The 18,959-nt window shown below is 66.1% G+C and carries 16 protein-coding genes; 7 read left to right on the forward strand and 9 right to left on the reverse strand.

What is annotated here, in order from left to right; translation table 11 throughout:
• Positions 1-93 precede the first annotated feature (93 nt).
• From pdeM to IB234_RS07315, 5 genes are all read right to left on the reverse strand, one after another.
• Positions 94-777, reverse strand: a complete 684-nt coding sequence (gene pdeM, locus IB234_RS07295) for a ligase-associated DNA damage response endonuclease PdeM (RefSeq protein ID WP_192317751.1) — start codon at positions 775-777, stop codon at positions 94-96.
• 20 nt (positions 778-797) lie between these two features.
• Complete coding sequence (locus IB234_RS07300; RefSeq protein WP_192315993.1) at positions 798-3,380, reverse strand: ligase-associated DNA damage response DEXH box helicase; 2,583 nt, start codon at positions 3,378-3,380, stop codon at positions 798-800.
• Positions 3,377-5,110: an ATP-dependent DNA ligase gene (locus tag IB234_RS07305; RefSeq protein ID WP_192315995.1), complete on the reverse strand. Its 1,734-nt coding sequence runs from the start codon at positions 5,108-5,110 to the stop codon at positions 3,377-3,379. The genes IB234_RS07300 and IB234_RS07305 overlap by 4 nt, the downstream gene beginning before the upstream one ends.
• Complete coding sequence (locus IB234_RS07310) at positions 5,107-6,132, reverse strand: ligase-associated DNA damage response exonuclease (protein ID WP_192315997.1); 1,026 nt, start codon at positions 6,130-6,132, stop codon at positions 5,107-5,109. Before IB234_RS07310 ends, IB234_RS07305 begins: the two co-directional genes overlap by 4 nt.
• A gap of 115 nt (positions 6,133-6,247) precedes the next feature.
• Positions 6,248-6,535, reverse strand: coding sequence for a hypothetical protein (locus tag IB234_RS07315; protein WP_192317753.1), 288 nt, complete (start codon positions 6,533-6,535; stop codon positions 6,248-6,250).
• A 304-nt stretch (positions 6,536-6,839) separates the two neighbouring features.
• On the opposite strand from IB234_RS07315, the gene IB234_RS07320 reads away from it, so the two are divergent.
• The 7 genes from IB234_RS07320 (at position 6,840) to nahK (ending at position 16,181) form a co-directional block, all read left to right on the forward strand.
• On the forward strand, positions 6,840-7,133 hold the full coding sequence (locus tag IB234_RS07320; protein ID WP_192316000.1) for a transcriptional repressor: 294 nt from the start codon (positions 6,840-6,842) through the stop codon (positions 7,131-7,133).
• Positions 7,134-7,571: 438 nt separating this feature from the next.
• The gene (locus IB234_RS07325; protein WP_192316002.1) at positions 7,572-7,847 is read left to right on the forward strand and encodes a hypothetical protein; all 276 of its coding nucleotides are present in this window, start codon (positions 7,572-7,574) and stop codon (positions 7,845-7,847) included.
• A gap of 49 nt (positions 7,848-7,896) precedes the next feature.
• Positions 7,897-10,389, forward strand: a complete 2,493-nt coding sequence (gene pqqF, locus IB234_RS07330) for a pyrroloquinoline quinone biosynthesis protein PqqF (RefSeq protein ID WP_192316004.1) — start codon at positions 7,897-7,899, stop codon at positions 10,387-10,389.
• A gap of 301 nt (positions 10,390-10,690) precedes the next feature.
• Complete coding sequence (locus IB234_RS07335; RefSeq protein ID WP_192316007.1) at positions 10,691-11,869, forward strand: porin; 1,179 nt, start codon at positions 10,691-10,693, stop codon at positions 11,867-11,869.
• A gap of 79 nt (positions 11,870-11,948) precedes the next feature.
• Entirely contained in the window at positions 11,949-12,344 is a 396-nt protein-coding gene (locus IB234_RS07340) for a hypothetical protein (RefSeq protein WP_192316009.1), read from the forward strand.
• Positions 12,345-12,457: 113 nt separating this feature from the next.
• Positions 12,458-13,618, forward strand: coding sequence for a nitric oxide-sensing protein NosP (gene nosP, locus IB234_RS07345; RefSeq protein ID WP_192316011.1), 1,161 nt, complete (start codon positions 12,458-12,460; stop codon positions 13,616-13,618).
• Positions 13,551-16,181, forward strand: a complete 2,631-nt coding sequence (gene nahK / locus IB234_RS07350) for a hybrid sensor histidine kinase/response regulator NahK/ErcS' (RefSeq protein WP_192316013.1) — start codon at positions 13,551-13,553, stop codon at positions 16,179-16,181. The genes nosP and nahK overlap by 68 nt, the downstream gene beginning before the upstream one ends.
• A gap of 3 nt (positions 16,182-16,184) precedes the next feature.
• Here the strand turns inward: nahK and IB234_RS07355 are convergent, their stop codons facing one another.
• The 4 genes from IB234_RS07355 to IB234_RS07370 form a co-directional block, all read right to left on the reverse strand.
• Positions 16,185-16,757 carry an Sbal_3080 family lipoprotein gene (locus IB234_RS07355; protein WP_192316015.1) on the reverse strand — a complete coding sequence of 191 codons (573 nt, stop codon included), beginning with the start codon at positions 16,755-16,757 and terminating at the stop codon, positions 16,185-16,187.
• Positions 16,758-16,825: 68 nt separating this feature from the next.
• Positions 16,826-17,662 (reverse strand): DMT family transporter, encoded by an 837-nt coding sequence (locus IB234_RS07360; RefSeq protein WP_412547906.1) that lies wholly within the window; start codon positions 17,660-17,662, stop codon positions 16,826-16,828.
• On the reverse strand, positions 17,662-18,324 hold the full coding sequence (locus IB234_RS07365) for a response regulator (RefSeq protein WP_192316017.1): 663 nt from the start codon (positions 18,322-18,324) through the stop codon (positions 17,662-17,664). Before IB234_RS07365 ends, IB234_RS07360 begins: the two co-directional genes overlap by 1 nt.
• 48 nt (positions 18,325-18,372) lie before the next feature.
• Positions 18,373-18,909, reverse strand: coding sequence for a PQQ-dependent catabolism-associated CXXCW motif protein (locus IB234_RS07370; RefSeq protein WP_412547911.1), 537 nt, complete (start codon positions 18,907-18,909; stop codon positions 18,373-18,375).
• Positions 18,910-18,959: the final 50 nt, after the last annotated feature.

Raw genomic sequence — 18,959 nt, forward strand, 5'->3', positions numbered from 1 at the left:
GTCATTCCGGCACTTCTCTACTGGTGCGGGTGCAACAAAGATAGTCTTTGAATTTAGTGTGGACAAATGACAGCAATGAGAATGATGGGCTCGCTAATCGGCAGCTATCACTGGCCATACCCCTCCACCGCCCAGCGCATACAGCCGTCGCCCCGCCTGCGGGTCGACCTGCATGCCGCCGGTAAAGGCGCCGAATGCCGGTAACAGGCAAACACCGTCATCCAGGCTGAAGCAGGGCAGGCGTAACCGCTGCCGGCCTCGCCCGCGCAACACGCATACCGGGTGTACGTGGCCGGCCAGCACATGATGACTGGGGTGTGGGTGGGGTTCGTGCTGCAGAGCGAACGGACCGAGCAGATGAGGCTCGGCGACCACGCGGATATTCAGTGTTGCCGGCGGGTCGCCGGCGCTGCGGTCGTGGTTGCCGCGGATCAGCAGAATCGCCAGCTCGCTGTTGCGTTCACGCCAGGCGTGCAGCGCCGCCAGGGTGGCCGGCGCGTGCGATTGGCGCGCATGCAGAAAGTCGCCGATAAAGATCAGCTGCCGGCATGGGTACTGCGCCAGCAGTGCATCCAGGCGCTGCAGGTTGTTGGTTGTGGTGCCCTGCGGCACCGGCTGGCCGAGGGCGCGGTAGGCGGCGGCCTTGCCGAAGTGGATATCGGCGATCAGCAGTGCTTCGCCGGCTGGCCAGTACAGCGCCTTGTCGGCTAGCAGCCAGACTTCCTCGCTGGCGAGCTGTACGGCGAGGGCGGGCGTGGGCGCGTGGGTCGGGTCGATGGTCGTGCTCCTCCTGTCCCTTAGCCGGTGCTTTTCTTCACCCGAGGGAGCCCGTCCTTGCTCTGTCGCGGTGTACGCGTCCGTGGTCGTTCGCCCTCCACCTCGGGTGCGCTGCTGGCCTGGTAGGCGCCAGGGCCGGCGGCTTTCTCCAGGTCGGCGAGCAGGCGGGCGATGCGGTCGGCCAGCTTCTCCGAGCTGAGACTCTCGCGAAAGCGCTCCACCAGCAGGGGAAAGGCCAATGGTGGCGGGCGCTTCACCGCGCGCAGGTCCAGGCGTAACCCGCGCAGGCGTTGCAGGGTGTGTTGCAGGTGCTGCACGTCCAGCTCCTGGCGCAGCACTTCCTCCTGGGCCTGGCCGAGCAGCAGGTTGCCGGGGTCGTACTGCTGGAACACGTCGAAGAACAGTGCGCTGGAGGCCTGCAACTGGCGTGCGCTTTTCGCCGCGCCGGGGTAGCCGCCGAACACCAGCCCGGCGATACGGGCGATCTCGCGAAAGCGCCGCCGCGCCAGTTCGCCGGCATTCAGGCTGGCGAGCACGTCGTGCATCAGGTTTTCGCTGCGTAGCAGGTCGGCGTTGAGCCAGCGCGGCCAGTCCACCGGGCTCGCGCAGAGCAACTCCAGGCCGTAGTCGTTGACGGCGATGGAGAAGGTCGTCGGCTGCAACTGGCCGATGCGCCAGGCCAGCAGGCTGGCCAGCCCGAGGTGCACGCTGCGCCCGGCGAAGGGGTAGAGGAACAGGTGCCAGCCTTCGCGCGAGTGCAGGGTTTCCGCCAGCAGCGAGTCGGAGGTGGGCAGCGCCGACCAGGCCTGCTGCACCTCCAGCAGCGGCCGCAGCAGCTGCATCTCCGGGCCGCGAAACTGGCCCTGCGCGGCTTCGCCGAAGCGCGCCACCACGGCGTCGGCCAGCTCGCTGGAGAGCGGCATGCGCCCGCCATTCCAGCGCGGCACCGCGGCCTTGCGCGACGTGGCGCGGTTGACGTAGGCGGTCATGTTTTCCACCCGCACCAGCTCCAGCAGGCGCCCGGCGAAGAGGAAGCAGTCGCCGGGACGCAGGCGGGCGATGAAACCTTCCTCGACGCTGCCCAGCGAGCGGCCGCTGCCGCCCTTGGCCCAGAACTTCACGGCGATGCTGGCGTCGCTGACGATGGTGCCCACGCTCATGCGGTGGCGCCTGGCGAGCGCCGCATTGGGCACGCGCCAGATGCCCTGTTCGTCGGGTTCCACCCGCTGGTAGTCGGGGTAGGCCGTGAGCGAGTTGCCGCCGTGGCGGACGAAGGCCAGCGCCCATTGCCATTCCTCGTCGCTCAGCTCGCGATAGGCCCAGGCGCTGCGCACTTCCTCGCGCAGCTCGTCGGGGCGAAAGCCGCCACCGAGGGCCATGCTGACCAGGTGCTGGACCAGCACGTCGAGGGGCTTCTGCGGCGATTGCCGCGCCTCGATGCGCCCGGCGGCGACGGCGTCCTGCACGGCGGCGGCTTCGATCAGCTCCAGCGCGTGGGTCGGCACCAGGCTGATGCGCGAGGCGCGCCCCGGTGCGTGGCCGGAGCGCCCGGCCCGTTGCAGCAGGCGCGCCACGCCCTTGGCCGAACCGATCTGCAGCACCCGTTCCACCGGCAGGAAGTCCACGCCCAGGTCCAGGCTTGAGGTGCACACCACGGCCTTCAGCCGGCCTTCCTTGAGGCCCAGTTCGACCCAGTCGCGCACCTCGCGCGACAGCGAGCCGTGGTGCAGGGCGATCAGCCCGGCCCAGTCCGGCCGCGCGTCGAGCAGCGCCTGGTACCAGATCTCCGCCTGCGAGCGGGTGTTGGTGAACAGCAGGCTGGTGCCGCTGGCTTCGACCTCCTCGACCACCTGCGGCAGCATGCGCAGGCCCAGGTGCCCGGCCCAGGGAAAACGCTCGATGCCCGGTGGCAGCAGGGTGTCGATGCGCAGGCTCTTGTCCTGCTTGCCCTGCACCAGGCGCCCCGGCGTGTCGCCGAGCAGCACCTGCAGCGCGTGCTGCTGGTTGCCCAGGGTCGCCGACAGGCCCCAGACGATCAGCCCTGGATTCCACCGGCGCAGCCGCGCCAGGGCCAGTTGCAGCTGCACGCCGCGCTTGTTGCCGAGCAGCTCGTGCCACTCGTCCACCACCAGCATGCGCAGGCCGGCGAACTGCGCCTCGGCATCGCTGCGGGTCAGCAGCAGGGTCAGGCTCTCCGGGGTGGTGATCAGTGCGCTGGGCAGCTTGCGCCCCTGGCGCGCGCGTTCGCTGCTGCCGGTGTCGCCGGTGCGCAGGCCGACGCTCCAAGCGATGTTCAGGTCGTCCAGCGGCGCCTGCAGGGCGCGCTGGGTGTCGGCGGCCAGGGCGCGCATCGGGGTGATCCACAGCACGCTGAGCGGCGCGGCGGCGGGCTGGCGCTTGCGTGGCTGGCCGCTGGCGGTGGTGGCCGGCGTGGCCTTGGCGAAGTGCTCGAGCGCGGCCAGCCACACCGCATAGGTCTTGCCCGAGCCGGTGGTGGCGTGCAGCACGCCGGACTCGCCCTTGGCCACGGCCTGCCAGACCTCCCTCTGGAACGGGAAGGCCTGCCACCCACGCTGGACGAACCAGGCGCCGGCCAGGCTCATTGCAGCAGGTCCTGGAGGATGGCCAGGGTGTCGGCGTCTTCCACATGCTTGTCCTGCCGCCAGCGCAGCATGCGCGGGAAGCGCACGGCGATGCCGCTCTTGTGCCGCTTGGACAGGGCGATGCCCTCGAAACCCAGCTCGAAAACCAGGGTCGGGGTGACGCTGCGCACCGGGCCGAACTTCTCCACGGTGGTCTTGCGCACGATGGCGTCGACCTTGCGCATTTCCTCGTCGGTCAGTCCGGAATAGGCCTTGGCGAACGGCACCAGGCTGCGCTCGCTGGAGCCCGACGGGCCGTCCCACACGGCGAAGGTGTAGTCGCTGTAGAGGCTGGCGCGGCGGCCGTGGCCACGCTGGGCGTAGATCAGCACGGCGTCGACGCTGAACGGGTCGACCTTCCACTTCCACCACACGCCCATGTCCTTGGTCCGGCCCACGCCGTACAGCGAGTCGCGGGCCTTGAGCATCATCCCCTCGACGCCGAGGCGGCGCGACTCTTCGCGCTGCTCGGCGAGCGCCTGCCAGCTGGTGCCGTGCAGCAGCGGCGAGGGCATCAGCCTGGGGCTGGCGCAGGCGGCGATCACCTGTTCCAGCTGCGCGCGTCGTTCGTGCTGGGGGTGGCTGCGCCAGTCGTGGCCCTGCCATTCCAGCAGGTCGTAGCCGAGCACCGCCACCGGCACCTCTTCGAGGATCTTCTTGCCCAGGGTCTTGCGGCCGATGCGCTGCTGCAGCAGGGCGAAGGGCTGGATGCCGTAGCGCTCGACGCTGTCTTCCACGCCCGCTTCCAGTGAGGCGCTGTCGAGGTCGACGTCCATCAGGCTGGCCTGTTCGGCGCCGATGGCCGGCGGGTGGCGCCAGACCACCAGTTCGCCGTCGATCACCGTGCCGTCGGGCAGGCGCGCAGCCAGTTCGTCCAGCTCGGGAAAGCGCTCGCTGATCAGCTCCTCGCCGCGCGACCACAGCCACAGGTGGCCGTCGCGCTTGACCAGCTGGGCGCGGATGCCGTCCCACTTCCACTCCACCTGCCAGGCGTCGACTGGGCCTAGGTTCTCCTCGAATTTCTCCACCGGCAGTTGCAGGGCGTGGGCGAGGAAGAACGGGTAGGGCTGGCCGCCACGCTGGGCGTGTTCGTCGTGCGATTCGGCGGCGATCAGCTTGCGATAGCTCTCCGCGCTGGGCTGGTGCGACAGGTCGGTGTAGCCCACCAGGCGCTGCGCCACGCGCTTGGCGTCGATGTCGGCGAGGCTGGCCAGGGCGCGGGTCACCAGCAGCTTGGACACGCCGACGCGGAAGGCGCCGGTGATCAGCTTGATGCACACCATCAGCGCCTGGCGGTCGAGCTGTGCCCAGAACATCGGCAGGCGCGCGGCCAGTTCTTCCGGTGGCAAGCCGCGCAGGGGCAGGAGTTTTTCTTCGACCCACACGGCCAGGCCGTCGCTGGATTCATGGCTGGATTCGGGCAGCAGCAGGGCGATGGTTTCCGCCAGGTCGCCGACTGCCGAATAGCTTTCCTCGAACAGCCATTCCGGCAGGTTGGCCGCCTGCATCGCCAGTTCGCGCAGCTGCTTCGTCGGCACCAGTTGCCGCGGCCGCCCACCGGCGAGAAAGAACACCGCCCAGGCGGCGTCCTCGGCGCTGGCGGCGCGGAAGTAGTCCTGCAGCGCGGCGAGCTTGGCGTTGCTCGAGGTGGTGGCGTCGAGGCGCCCGTAGAGGTCGGCAAAGGCCTTCATGGGCTCGGCTCCGCTTCCGCACTGGGTGCGGCCTTGTCCTCGTCGCCGTACTCAGTGTCAAAGCCCTGGGCATCCAGGCCCTGTTCGCGCAGGTAGCGCACCAGCACGCTGACCGAACCGTGGGTGACGAACACGCGCTCGGCGCCGGTCTGTTCGATGGCCCACAGCAGGCCCGGCCAGTCGGCGTGGTCGGAGAGCACGAAACCGCGGTCGACACCGCGGCGCCGGCGCGTGCCGCGCAGCATCATCCAGCCGCTGGCGAAGGCGTCGCTGTACTCGCCGAAACGGCGCATCCAGGTGCTGCCGCCGGCCGAGGGCGGAGCGAGGATCAGCGCCTGGCGCAGCAGCGGGTCACTCTTCTTGAAGTCACCGGCGTACAGGGTGGGCGGCAAGTGCACGCCGGCGTCACGGTAGACCTGGTTGAGCGGCTCCATCGAGCCGTGGCCGAGGATCGGTCCGATGCGCGCGTCGATGCCGTGAAGGATGCGCTGCGCCTTGCCGAAGGCGTAGCAGAACAGCACGCTGGCTCGCCCGGCCGCCTGGTTCTGCCGCCACCAGTCATCGATACCGGCGAAGATCTGCGCCTGCGGTTGCCAGCAGTAGATCGGCAGACCGAAGGTCGATTCGGTGATGAAGGTGTGGCAGCGCACCGGCTCGAACGGTGTGCAGGTGCCATCCGGCTCGACCTTGTAGTCGCCGGACGCGACCCAGACTTCACCGCGGTATTCCAGGCGCACCTGGGCCGAGCCGAGCACGTGCCCGGCAGGATGCAGGCTGAGGGTCACGCCGTGGTGGGCGAGGCGTTCGCCGTAGTCCAGGGTCTGCAAATTGATATCGGCGCCCAGGCGGGTGCGCAGGATGCCAGCACCGGCAGCAGCGGCGAGGTAGTGGCGGCTGCCACCGCGCGCATGGTCGCCATGGCCGTGGGTGATCACGGCGCGTTCGACCGGGCGCCAGGGGTCGATGTAGAAGTCGCCGAGCGGGCAGTAGAGCCCCTCGGGGCGGGCGATGACCAGGTCCATGAAGCGGCCGCTCGTCTGTAAGGCTGGTCAGCCTATGGACCGGTACGGCGGGCAAAAGGTTGCCCTCGACGCTCGGAGTGCCGTTGGTATTACTCGTCCGTTGAGTGTGTGTGGCTTACTTGCAGACCACGATCATGCTGCGGCTGGAAAAGCCCGCCGGGTTGAGCCCGAAGACGAAGTCCGCGGGGTCTTCTGACTGGTCGGCCCCAGCCTTGGCTACCACCTTGTAGCCCTTGGGACCGCAGGCGTTGGCCGCCTTGTCCTCGCATTGCTTCCAGTTCGAGGTGAGTCCGGAGCAGTTGATGTTCAGGCCTTTGCGGCCCTTTTTCTCATACGTCTTGGCAGTTGCGGAGCACCCGGCGACAAGCACCAGCGTGATTGTCAGCAGTACAAGCCTTTTCATATCTATCCCCAGCGGGCTTGCCTGTTTCTGGCGGCGTACCGCCATCCCCTGTTGCAGTGCTCCGACGGTAACGCAGCTCTGTTCTATCGAGTCGCTGCTTGAACCCTGCCTGGCAGTGAAGCCGGAGCGGTTCGAGAAATAGCACAAAACGATTGATGCAGGGGCGAGATACAAAAGTTTTTCATTTCGTCTGCAGGTTTTTCGCCGCTCATTCGTCTTAGTTAGTAAGAAGCTGAGAAGCTGTGCTTCGTGACAGATTTTCGAACATAGAAGACGTGGATAGCACACGCACAAGGAGAGTGGTATGACCACCAGCGACAAGCACCTGCAACTCAAGGCAATGCTTCAGGGCGCCGGACTGAAAGTCAGTCTGGTGCGACTGAAGATTCTCGAAGTGCTGCAGCGAAACGAACAGGGTGTGCGCTCGCGAGAGCTCCATGACTGCCTGCTGCTGGCCGATGAACAGATATCCGTGCTCAGCGTGAGGCAGGTACTGAGCCGCCTGTGTGCCTGCGGCCTGGTCGAGCGCGACGGTGACGGTCTCTACCGTCTGCTGCGGACCCGCCTACAGGCGGCGCCTGTGGCGCTGGCTGGCTGAGGCATCCGACGCCTCGAACTTCGTCGGTCAGGCTTGCCTGCCTCCAGGTCAGAGGGCCAGGCTGTTCCTGGTCGAGGAGGTGAGCATGGCCATCGACCCCTATCGGCCGCGGAGCCCCCATTCACCTCTGCCAGCCAAGCCCAATCCGCTGGGCCCTGGCCAGGTGGATACCCAGCCTGGCGTCGAGCGGCGCTCGCCGAAGCGGGAGTAGCCGATCGGCCAGGAGCCTGATGTACACGGTGGCTCGCTTCGAGGGTTGAGGCGGCGTTTGTTCGATCCGTGATTTCCCCGTGCCCGCCGAATGGTCCTGCTTCCATCGTATTTTTCCACACCACCTTCGCGTTTCGCTGACAGACCGGTCGTCGTGGAGGAAGGAACCTTGCGCTTCTCTGGCGTCAAAAAAGCCGAGAACAAGAAGCGTAGGCAGGAAAAATATCTATGGACCAGTCCCGTATCCTCCAGGAAGAGAGCCGCTTGGCCCGGCTCTCAGCCGAGGCGCATCAGGCGCTGATCCAATTCATGAATGAAACGTCGCTACCCTACACGGCCGAGCAGCAAGCGGAGTGCGAGATGCTTGGACGTGCGGCGGCCAGTGCGCGCGAGTCTTATCTGAGGTTGCGTCGCGCGGCGTCGAGCTGTGCGTCGCGCGAGCTGTGTAGTCTCTGCTCCAGCGCCTCCGAGCCCGAGCCATTGGCCGAAAGAGTTATTGCCTGATTCCCGCCAGGGGTCGATGCTGGCCTCTCCATTGCCATTCTCGGCCCTCATGACCGCCCCAGACCTGTCGCCGCGCACGCCAGTGCCCTTCCAACGTACTGTTCCCGGTGGATGCCAGATTGCCGTCCTGCATCGCCCGAACGAGAGCCGTGCGTGCCTGGTCGTCGAAGTGGCTGCCGGCAGCCACGATGAACCAGTTGCCTGGCCGGGGCTCGCGCACTTTCTGGAGCATCTGCTGTTCCTCGGGGGAGAGGACTACCCGGCTGAACAGCGGCTGCTACCCTTCGTCCAGCGCCGCGGGGGGCGCGTCAATGCCAGCACCGGGGCTCGCCTCACCGAGTTCCACTGCGAGGTAGCGGCAGAGCTGTTGGAGGAAGCCGGCTTACGAATGCTCGACATGCTTGCCCGTCCGCGGTTGGCTGCTGCCGACCAGGTGTCCGAGCTCCGGGTGCTTGAAGCCGAGTACCTGGCCCGCAGTGCCGATCCGCTCCAGCAGGGGCTTTGTGCCCTGCTGGATGCACTGGCTCCAGGGCATCCCTGCCATGCTTTCGTGGCAGGCAACGGCGCGACCCTAGCGCCGCAGCGGGAAGATTTCCGCACTGCCCTGGCTCAGTTTCATCGGCGTTTCTATTGTGCGCAGAACTGCCGCCTGATGCTGGTCGGACCACAGTCCAAGGACGAGCTTCTGGTGCTGGGTGAGCGTCTGGCCACTTTCCTCGGCAGAGGGGCAAAGGCGGCTCCCGAGGCTGATGGTAGTCTTCTGCCGCTGCGCGCCCGGCATTGGCATCTCGGGCAGGCGTCCGCCGATCCTCGTCTGTGGTTGGGACTGGTGCTGCAGGGGAGAGCCCAGGGCTGCAGGTGGGCGCTGTGCTGGTTGCAGGAGCAACTGGCCAGCGATCTGCCGGGTAGCCTTCAGCAACAGCTACGAGATGCTGGCCTGATCGATGGCTGGTACATGCGTCCGGCGTATTCCCATCTCGGTCAGGCGGTGCTCGCTCTCGACGTCGAGCTTGCGCAGGATGATGACCAGGCCTGTGCACGGATTCGCCAGGCGTTGCTGGACTGGCTCGCGAAATTTGGCGCCTGCGCGCCCTGGCCGGAAGAGCTGGCGATGCAGCACCTGGAGCTCCCTTGGAGGTTGAACGCCTTGGCGCCGCTTGAGCTGGCGCGCTTCTGGCTGGAGCGCAGTGCCGGGGGTGAAGCGATACCGTTGCCCGGCGATGCTGCCGTGCGCAGCCTGACGGTGATGCTCGAACAGTGTGGTGAGGGCAGCCTGATCAGCGTACGCGCTAGCGCCGAGCTGGCGCCGGCTATTTCGACGGTCTGTGGCTTTCCGCTGGCCTTGGCGGCGGCCGAATTACCGGCCGTGGAGAGGCTACCGATCCACTTCGCTTCCCTGCTCAACCCACTTCTGGATGCCGGGGAATTCCCCCCAGCGGCCTCGCCCCAAGCGCTGGCCGTTCATCCGTTGCCCGGTGATCGTGGAGCGTTGTTCCTGGAGTGGCGCTGGCCCACGTTGCTGGCGCCCATGCTCGGCCTGGCGCACGAGCGGCGCCTGAAGGGCGTTCGAGCCGCAGCGGAGCGGCTGGGTGTTGCGCTGCAGAGCAGCGGCGGCGCCGGCACCTGGCAGTTGTCATGTGACGGACCGGTAGCGCTCTTGCCGGCGCTTGTGCGGGCGGTGCGGCAGGAGCTCGCGCAGGCGGGGGAGGATGATCTCGAACTCGGCCGGCGCCTGTGGCAGCAGGCGGTTCAACGCGAGCAGGCGCAAATGCCCATTCGCCGTTTGCTGCAGATGCTACCCCGGGCACTGGTCGGGGCGAGCGAGGCATCTTCAGTCTCGCAAACGGGCATGGATTGGCGGGAGAGTTGCTGGCACGGCCTGCTGGTGGGCCCTGAAGAGCTCGCCGGGAAACTGGCTGCCGAGTTGCTGCTTCTGCCGGGCATCGCGCAACAGCCCGGGCTACGCCACACCACCGAGTGGCGTGCCGTGGACTGTGTAGGGGCGGCGGGCGGCGACTCGGCTCTGCTGCTGTTCTGTCCCCAACCCGAGCAGACCCTGGAGGCCGAGGCCGAGGCCGCCTGGCGCTGGCTGGGCCAGTGGCTGCAGGCCGCGTTTCATCGCCGCATGCGTGAAGAACTGCAGCTTGGCTACGGGCTGTTCAGTGGTTTCCGTCAGGTACTCGGGCATGCAGGACTACTGTTCGCCATCCAGTCTCCCTGCGCCGACGCCCATGAGCTACAGCGGCATGTCGATGCTTTTCTCGATGCCCAGCGCGCGGGGCTGGTCGAATGCTCGCCGGATGAAGTCTCCTCGGGCGGCGACCTTCTGGTGGCTCGCCTGCGGGGTCAGCTGCGAGAACCGCAGGCGCTGGGCGAGTGGCTGTGGCACGGCCGGCTGGCTGGGCGCGAGTATCTGCCGGACCATATCCTCGATGCTATCGGCGCCCTGACACCGAAGGCTCTGCTCCAGGCCTTCGACGCCCTGCGGGACGTCCGCCGCGAGCGTCTTGTGCTGACCTCCAGGCCGGCTCGCGTCAGCTGAGACATCTCCAAGCCCGTACCACGACCGGGAACGTGTCCCGTGTTCCCGGCCCCATTCTGTCCCTCTTTGTGTGCAAAGCGCGCCTGGCTCGCGACTTTGGTGGCTGGCTCGTCTGACGGTAGTAAGACCTAAGCCTTGCTTCGCCGGCAGGCACCGATCTACACCTTCCTTGCCGCTCCTGCCATACCCCGCCAAAGCACCATTCAACCGCTGCCATCGCAGGCTGGGGGCTGCCCCGTGGCCTTTCGATAATCGCCCCGCAACGACTGCCGACAGTCGTCCCAACACAGCGGAGAGCGAGATGAACAAGAACAATACCCGTCGATTCCTACCCCTGGCGCTGGGCGCCGCAGTCGCCCTGGGCATTGCCCAGCAGGCCGCCGCCGAGATCGTGCTGTACGACAAGGACGACACCACCTTCTCTACCGATGGCTATATCAATGCCTTCTACGTCAACAGCGACGTCGACCGCGATGGCGAGCAGTTCGACCGTCGCCAGTCTCGAGTGAAGATGGGCTTCCTGCCCAACTGGATCGGTTTCAACTTCGGCAAGCAGATGGACGATCTCAAACTGGGTGGTCGGTCCTCGTTCTGGGTCACCATCAACGACAGTGAGACCAACGGTACCGACACCGCCATCGACGTTCGCCAGTTCTATGGCACCGTGGCCAATCCCGAGTGGGGCGAGGTGCTGGTCGGTAAGGACTTCGGTCTGTTCTCGCGCTCCAACATCTTCCTCGACGAGCTGCTGGCCGGCTACGGCAACGTCAGCGACACTCTCGGTCTGGTGGATGGCAACGGCGTTTCCTTCGGCAACATTGGTACCGGCTACCCGTATCCATTCCCGACCTCGCAGATCACCTATCGCAACAACAACCTGGCCGAGGGGCTGCGCTTCGCGGTCGGTATCATGGACCCGGTCGATACCAATGACGACAGCGCCGTGGGCAAGGCCTATCAGGACCAGCCGCGCTACGAATCCGAGGTCAGTTATCAGTTCGATATGGGCGGCTCGACCATCTATACCTGGCTCAACGGCGCCTACCAGACTTCCGAGAACACCGACGACAGCGTCGACGACGTGACCTCCAAGGGCCTCGGCTATGGCGTGCAGGCCAAGATGGGTGGTCTCTCGCTGACTGCATCCGGCTTCCAGGCCAAGGGCATCAACCCGTTCTTCACCAACAACCTGGGTGAGCCGACCCTGCGTGACATCGACAGCGACGGCTACCTGCTGCAGGGTTCCTACACCTTTGGCAAGAACCGCTTCGCCCTGTCCTATGGCAAGACCGAGGATGACGGCAACGGCCTAGGTGTGGCCGCCGATTACGAGACCCGCGGCATTGCCTATTTCCGCACCATCAACGACAACCTCAAGCTGGTTGCCGAGTACAACCAGTACGAGATCGATGCGGCCGAGGGCAGTGGCCTGAACGAAGACACCGATACCTTCGCCGTGGGTGCGGTACTGAGCTGGTAAGTAACGGCGCTTGCAGCAACTGTGATACTCCATTCTTCGAGAGAGCTCCGGCTCTCTCTTTTTTATAGAGGGATTCTTCATGCTTGGGATATGGAGCGCTCATAGCCAGAGCTTCCTGCTCTGGTTGTGCCTGGGGACCAGCCTGGTGTTCGCCTTGCCGATCTTCCTGGTGCCACTTTTCTGGTCTCGCCTGATGGGCTGGACCATTCCGACGCACACGCACCTGGCGATCTATTTCGGTCGCTGCCTCGGTGCCTTCATCCTGATCGTCGAGGGGCTGATGCTCCGGGCGGCACTCACCGGCGAGGCCATCACCACGGTCTACGAGATTCTGGCTGCGGTGGCCGTGCTGATGGTTCTGGTGCACGTGTACGGTGCCATTCGCCGGATACAGCCATTGAGCGAGACGCTGGAGATCGGCTTCTACGCCGGCATGCTGGTGCTGGTGCTGCTGTTCTGGCCGCTGCCGGGCTGAGGCCGGAGGTCGCTACTTTAGAACGAGGCCGTTCACTACCCAAGTAGCATGGGGCGGGCAATCCGCCCCCTCCTAGAATGACCGCACAGCTGGAGTGCGATGTGAGGTAGGGCATGCGACATGAGGAACCCGAGGCCGTGGTCACGGCCGTGTCACACGCCCGCGAGAGCGAGACCGTGGCTCAGGAGCTGGCACGCCAGCTGATGCACCCCAACCTGGGCTTCGTGCTGTTCTTCTGCTCGGCCGAATACGATCTGGCCAGCCTGGGGCCGGCCTTGCACGAGTATTTCGGTGGTATCCGCGTGGTCGGCTGCACCACGGCAGGCGAGATCACGCCGCAGGGTTACGGTCAGCGCTGTGTCAGCGCCATTGGCTTCGATCACCGCAGCTTCTCCATCGCCAGCGTGCTGATCGACCAGATGGATCGCTTCAACCTGATTGACGCCCAGCAACTGGTCGAGCAACTGGTGGGCGACTGCCGCAGCAACGCCATGGCGCCGATCAAGGACCACAGTTTCGCCCTGACCCTGCTGGACGGACTGTCCAGCCGTGAGGAGGTAGTGCTGGCTGCGCTCAGCGCCGCTCTCGGCCAGATCCCGCACTTCGGTGGCTCGGCCGGCGACGACAATCACCTGACCTGTACCCACGTCTACCACGACGGCGAATTCCACAGCGGTGCGGCCGTGGTGCTGCTGTTCAACACCTGGCTGGACTTCGAGGTGTTCACCACCCACCACGTCGAACCGCGCGCTGAAAAGCTGGTGGTGACCGCCGCCGATTCCGAGTCGCGGCGGGTGCTGGAGCTCAACGCCGCGCCAGCGGCAGAGGAATACGCCAGGTTGATCGGTGTGGCACCCGCGGCGCTCGATATGCGTCTGTTCGCCGCCCACCCGCTGGCGGTGCGGATCAAGGACCAGTACTACGTCCGCTCCATCCAGCAGGTCAACCCGGATGGCAGCCTGACCTTCTACTGCGCGGTGGAGACTGGCATCGTCCTTACCTCCATGACCCCCGGCCCGTTGCTGCCGAACCTGCGACAGCAGTTCGAGCGCCTGCACGCGCGTCTCGGGGCACCGCTGCTCACTATCGGCTGCGATTGCGTGCTGCGTCGTCTGGAGGTCTCCGATGGCAGTGGCATGGCCGAAGTCTCCGAATACCTGCGCGAACAGCGGGTGATCGGCTTCAACACCTACGGGGAGCAGTTCAATGGCATGCACATCAACCAGACCTTCACCGGTGTCGCCATTGGTCGCCCAGAATCCGGACTGCGCTGAACTGCGCGCCCGTGTCGCCGAACTGGAGGCGCAGAACGGGAGGCTGCAGAAGATCAACGCGGCGCTGATCGAGCGGGTCGAGTCCGGCCATTCGCTGCGCTCGGATGGCTACGCGGCGTTTCAGCATTCGGTGATCCTCGCCGAGCAGGTGCGTGAACGCACTGACGCGCTGAACCAGGCGATGACCGAACTGAAGTCGAGCAACCAGCTGCTGCGTGAGGCCCGCCAGCGCGCCGAGACCGCGCACCAGCACCTGATCGACGCCATCGAGAGCATTTCCGATGCGTTCGTGCTGTTCGACAAGGAGCAGCGCATCGTCCTGTTCAACAGCCGCTTCCGCGAGTTCTGGGCGCGGACCCGTGCGCGCATCTGCAGCGGTACGCGGTTGTCCGAGATCAAGCGCCTGGCGGCCAGCACGGGGCTGATCGTCGAGGAACAGCGCGGTCGCGGCGAGGGCCACACCATCTACCGGTTGATGAACGGTCGTTGGGTACAGGTCAGCGAGCGGCCCACTCGCGAAGGCGGGCTGGTGATCCTCTACACCGACATCACCGAACTCAAGCAGAGCGAGACCCAGCGCCGCGAGCAGGCTCTGGCACAGAAGTCGCGGCTGCTGCAGCGGGCGGTGGACAACCTGTCCCAGGGCGTGGCGATGGTCAACGCCGAGGGCAGCCTGGAGCTGTGGAACCACCGCTTCCTCGAGCTCTGCGGCCTGGCACCGATCGAGGCGCACCGGCCCTTCGCCGAGGTGATGGCCGACAGCGAGCTGCGCCTGCTCACCCCCGACAGCCGTGACGAGTCCGGGGCGCCATTGCACGAGTGCGAACAGCGTCTGTTCGATGGACGCATGCTGGAAGTGCGCACCCACCCGTTGCCCACCGGCGGCTTCGTCAACACCTTCACCGACATCACCGAGCGCTTCCTGCATGCGCAGATGCTCAGCGAGCGTGAGCGCTGGGTGCGCCTGATCACGGACCATGTGCCGGCGCTGATCGCCTACCTCAACGCCGATCTGGTGTACGAATTCACCAACAAGGTCTACGAGGAGTGGTACCACTGGCCGCGCGAGGGGATGCTCGGCCAGAGCCTGCGCGACGTGCACAGCGAGGATCACTGGCGGCGGCTGGAGGCCTACGTCGAGCGGGCGCTGTCTGGGGAGAGCGTGACCTTCGAGATGGCCGAGACCAATTTTGGCGGCCAGCAGCGCTACATGCTGCGCTCCTACGTGCCGAACCGGGTGGCGAGTGGCGAGGTGGTCGGCATTTTCGTGCTGATCCGCGACGTGACCGAGCAGCGGCGCACCGCCGAGGCGTTGCACCAGGCCTACCAGAACCTGGAGCAGCGCGTGCGCGAGCGCACCGCCGAGTTGACTACGGTGAACAGCCAGCTGCGCCGCGAGATCGATGAGCATGCCCAGGCCGAAGCGCGCCTGCGCGAGGCCAAGCGCGAGGCCGAGGTGGCCAACCTTTCGAAGACCAAGTTCCTCGCCGCGGTCAGTCATGACCTGCTGCAGCCGCTCAATGCCGCGCGACTGTTTACCAGCGCATTGCTGGAAAAAGCGCCGCCGGGCGAGGGCGGGCTGATCCGCAACGTCAGCAACTCGCTGGAGGACGTGGAGCACCTGCTCGGTACTCTGGTGGATATTTCCAAGCTGGACGCCGGCGTGATCCGCCCGGACCTGTCCAGCTTCGCCGTCGCCGACCTGCTGGACAACCTCGCCGTCGAGTTCCGCCAGCAGGCCGACGGCGAGTCGCTGGAGTTGCGCTACCTGGCCAGTACCGCCTGGGTGCGCAGCGATATCCAGCTGCTCGCACGCATCCTGCGCAACCTGCTGACCAACGCTATTCGCTACACCGAGCGTGGGCGCATCCTGCTCGGCTGCCGGCGTCGCGGCAACGTGCTGTCCATCGAGGTGTGGGACACCGGCATGGGCGTCGCCGAGGACAAGCTGAGCGAGATATTCCAGGAGTTCAAGCGTGGCGACAGCCAGCGCCCGCACCAGGATCGTGGTCTGGGGCTAGGCCTGGCCATCGTCGACAAGATCGTGCGCATGCTTGGTCACCGCCTGCGCGTGACCTCCCAGCTGGGGCGCGGTTCGATGTTCGCCATCGAGGTGCCGTTGACCCGCCGCAGCAGCGTGTTGCGGGCGCCTGTACAGCCGCTGTCGATGGAAGTGGAGCGCCTGCATGGCGCGCGCATCTGGGTACTGGATAACGACGCGGCCATCTGCGCCGGCATGCGCACGCTGCTGGAGGCCTGGGGCTGTCAGGTGATCACCGCGTTGTCCGAGGATGATCTCGCACGCCAGGTCGACAACTACCACGCCGAGGCCGACGTGCTGATCGCCGACTACCACCTCGACGATGATCGTGATGGCGTGCAGGCGGTGACCGCGATCAACGCACGTCGCGCCGAGCCGCTACCGGCGCTGATGGTCACTGCCAACTACAGCAACGAGCTCAAGCAGAGTCTGCGCGAGCTCGGCCATACGCTGCTGCACAAGCCGGTCAAACCGATGAAGCTGAAGACCACCCTGAGCCATCTGCTGCAGGGGCGGGGATAGGCCTCACTCGGCTTCGATGGCCTGGCGTCGGCGCATGTATTCCTCGTAGCCCAGGCTGTTGTCGTTCATCAGCTCCTGCAACTGGCGCTCCTTTTCGAGCCTGGTGTTGTGCGAGGTAGAGACCGGTTCGACCTTGGCCTCGGGCTCGGGGGCGCCATTGGGGAAAAGCTGGTTCGCCAGCTCGGTGATCTTGCTTTCCGCATCGATGAACTTGTCCGGCCGGCCGCCGCCCCACTTGGCGTCATAGGTGGCTTGGCCGACCTGATGGCCGTACTGGTACACCTTGATGTCGGCGTAGACCATGTACAGCGCCAGATCCCAGGTCCAGTTGCCGACGTAGGCCGTGGTCAGCGGGCACTGCGAAGGTTTGGAGCCGGGCCTGAGTTCGCGAACGCTGAAACCCTTCTGCTCGAGCAGGCCCTTGTAGGTAGCGTGGAAGCCTTCGCGCAGCCCCAGTGCAGGGATCATGCAGATTTCCCGGCTGGCGGGTTTATGGATGCTGGCGGGGGTGACGGACTGCTTGATGCTGCAGCCGGTGAGAAGTGCTGCGGACAGACATGCGACGACTAAACGCATAGGTGGCTCCATGCCAGAGTTAGATCAGGGCCGGGATGTTACCAAAGTGCCGGCATCCTGAGTGCTGCTCAGGCCTGCCGGGCCTTGGCCAGCAGGATCAGCGCGATACCGCCCAGTACGGCCAACGACGCGATCACCAGCCGCAGGCTGAGTGCTTCACCCAGCAGCAGAGCGCCGAACAGGGCGGCGATGATCGGTACGCTGAGCTGTACGCTGGCCGCCTGGATCGCCTTCAGGTGGGGCAGGGCGGTGTACCAGATCGCGTAGCCGATGCCCGAGGCCAGCGCGCCGGAGAGCACGGCGTAGATGGCGCCGAGGCCATCCCAGCGCAGGTGCTCCAGGTACAGCGCGGCGAGCGGCAGCAGGGCTGGCAGGCTGCGCAGGAAATTGCCAGCGGTGGCGGCCAGCGGGTCGGCATTGCCGCGTCCGAGTAGTGAGTAGAAGGCCCAGGCCACGCCGGCCAGCACCATCAGGCCGGCGGCCTGCGGAGATGGTGCGCTGGCACCGGGCAGCAGCAGGAACAGCAGGCCGCCAAGGGCGCAGACCAGGCCGAACAGCTGCAGCGGGCGAAGCCGCTCTCCCCTGAGCCAGCCGTAGCCGATCATGCTGGCCTGCACCGCGCCGAACAGGATCAGCGCGCCGCTCCCGGCATCCAGCTCGACGTAGGCGAAGGAGAAGCCGGCTGCGTAGCCGAACAAGGCCATGGCCGAGCGCCAGTCACCTCGGATAGGCCCCTGGCGACGCAGCATGACCAGCAAGGCGAGCACCAATGCACCGGAGAGCAGGCGGATGGCGGTGAAGCTGGCCGGGTCGAGATCGCTGTCGCGCAGGGCGACGCGGCACAGCAGCGAGTTGCCGGCGAAGGCCAGCATGGCCAGCGCCGTAAGTAGGGCGACGCGCAGCATCAGCGGCGCAGGTACGAGCTGAAGTCGATGTCGCTGGCCGAGAGGATGGCCTGGACCCGGTTGTGCACGTTCAGCTTGCGCAGGATCGCCGAGACGTGCGCCTTGACCGTGGTTTCGGCGATGTCGAGGTTGTAGGCGATCTGCTTGTTCGACTCGCCCTTGGTCATCCGCTCCAGCACCAGCAGTTGCTTGCGGGTGAGTGCCTGCAGCAGTTCCGGCGGGATGCTCGGCTCCTCGTGGCTGCGTCGCGAAGGGTTCTTCTGCGTGCGGATGATATCGGAGGGCAGGTAGACGTTGCCGTTGAGGATCTGCTCGATGGCGTCGGTCATCTGCGCGCGAGGGCTGGACTTGGTGATGAATCCCACGGCGCCATAGGTGATGGCCTGCAGCACGATCTGCTTGTCCTGCTCGGCGGAGACGATCACCACCGGTACCGTCGGCGCCTCGTTGCGCAGGTTGATCAGGCCGTTGAGGCCGTGCATGCCGGGCATGTTCAGGTCGAGCAGGATCAGGTCCAGATCGTCGTGGTCCTGGGTCAGCTCCAGGGTGCTGTCGAGGTCGGCGGTCTCCATCACGGCACTGCCGGGGAAGCCGTCGGAGATGACGTTGTGGATGGCCTCGCGAAATAGCGGATGGTCATCGGCGATGAGTATCTTGTACACGGCCATTCACCTCATTTCTTCTTGTCGTTATCAGGGCACGCATTGTTTCTAGGGTAACGCGACCGGCTCCGCTGGCTCCAGCGGCAGGCCGGCCTGTTGCCAGGCGTCGGTGCCGTCGCGGTACCAGTACAGCCGGGTATAACCCAGCGCCTGGGCGCGGCGAGTGGCGTTCCAGCCCAGCCAGCAGTCCGAGCGGCAGTAGAACACCAGCGGCCAGTCCCTGTGGCCGTGGCTGGCGCGATGCAGCTGCGCCGCGAAGTAGTCGCGCCAGGGCACGCTCAGCGTGCCGTCACCGGTGTTGGCCAGCCACAGGCTGCCGGGCAGATTGTGGTGGGCCTCGTCGGCGATGAAGCGACCGAACAGGTACTGCCGGCGATACACGTCGATCAGTACCGGTCGTGGCTCGCTCGCCAGCAGCGTCTGCAGCTCGGCGGTGGTCACGGTCCGCGCGCCCTCGATGCGCTCGGGCGTCGGGCTGCGATAGTGCGTCTGGCGGTATCCGTCGGCGCTGAAGAGGGGCAGAGGTTCTTCGGCGACGGCGGAGGCTGTGAACAGCGCCAGCAGCAGGTACGGCAGCGAGAGCATGCGCGACATCGGGGCGACTCCTTCATCCCTATTACAGGCAAGTCTCCGAC

Origin of the sequence: Pseudomonas sp. PDM16, assembly GCF_014851865.1 — a bacterium.
In the GTDB taxonomy this organism is placed as follows: domain Bacteria; phylum Pseudomonadota; class Gammaproteobacteria; order Pseudomonadales; family Pseudomonadaceae; genus Aquipseudomonas.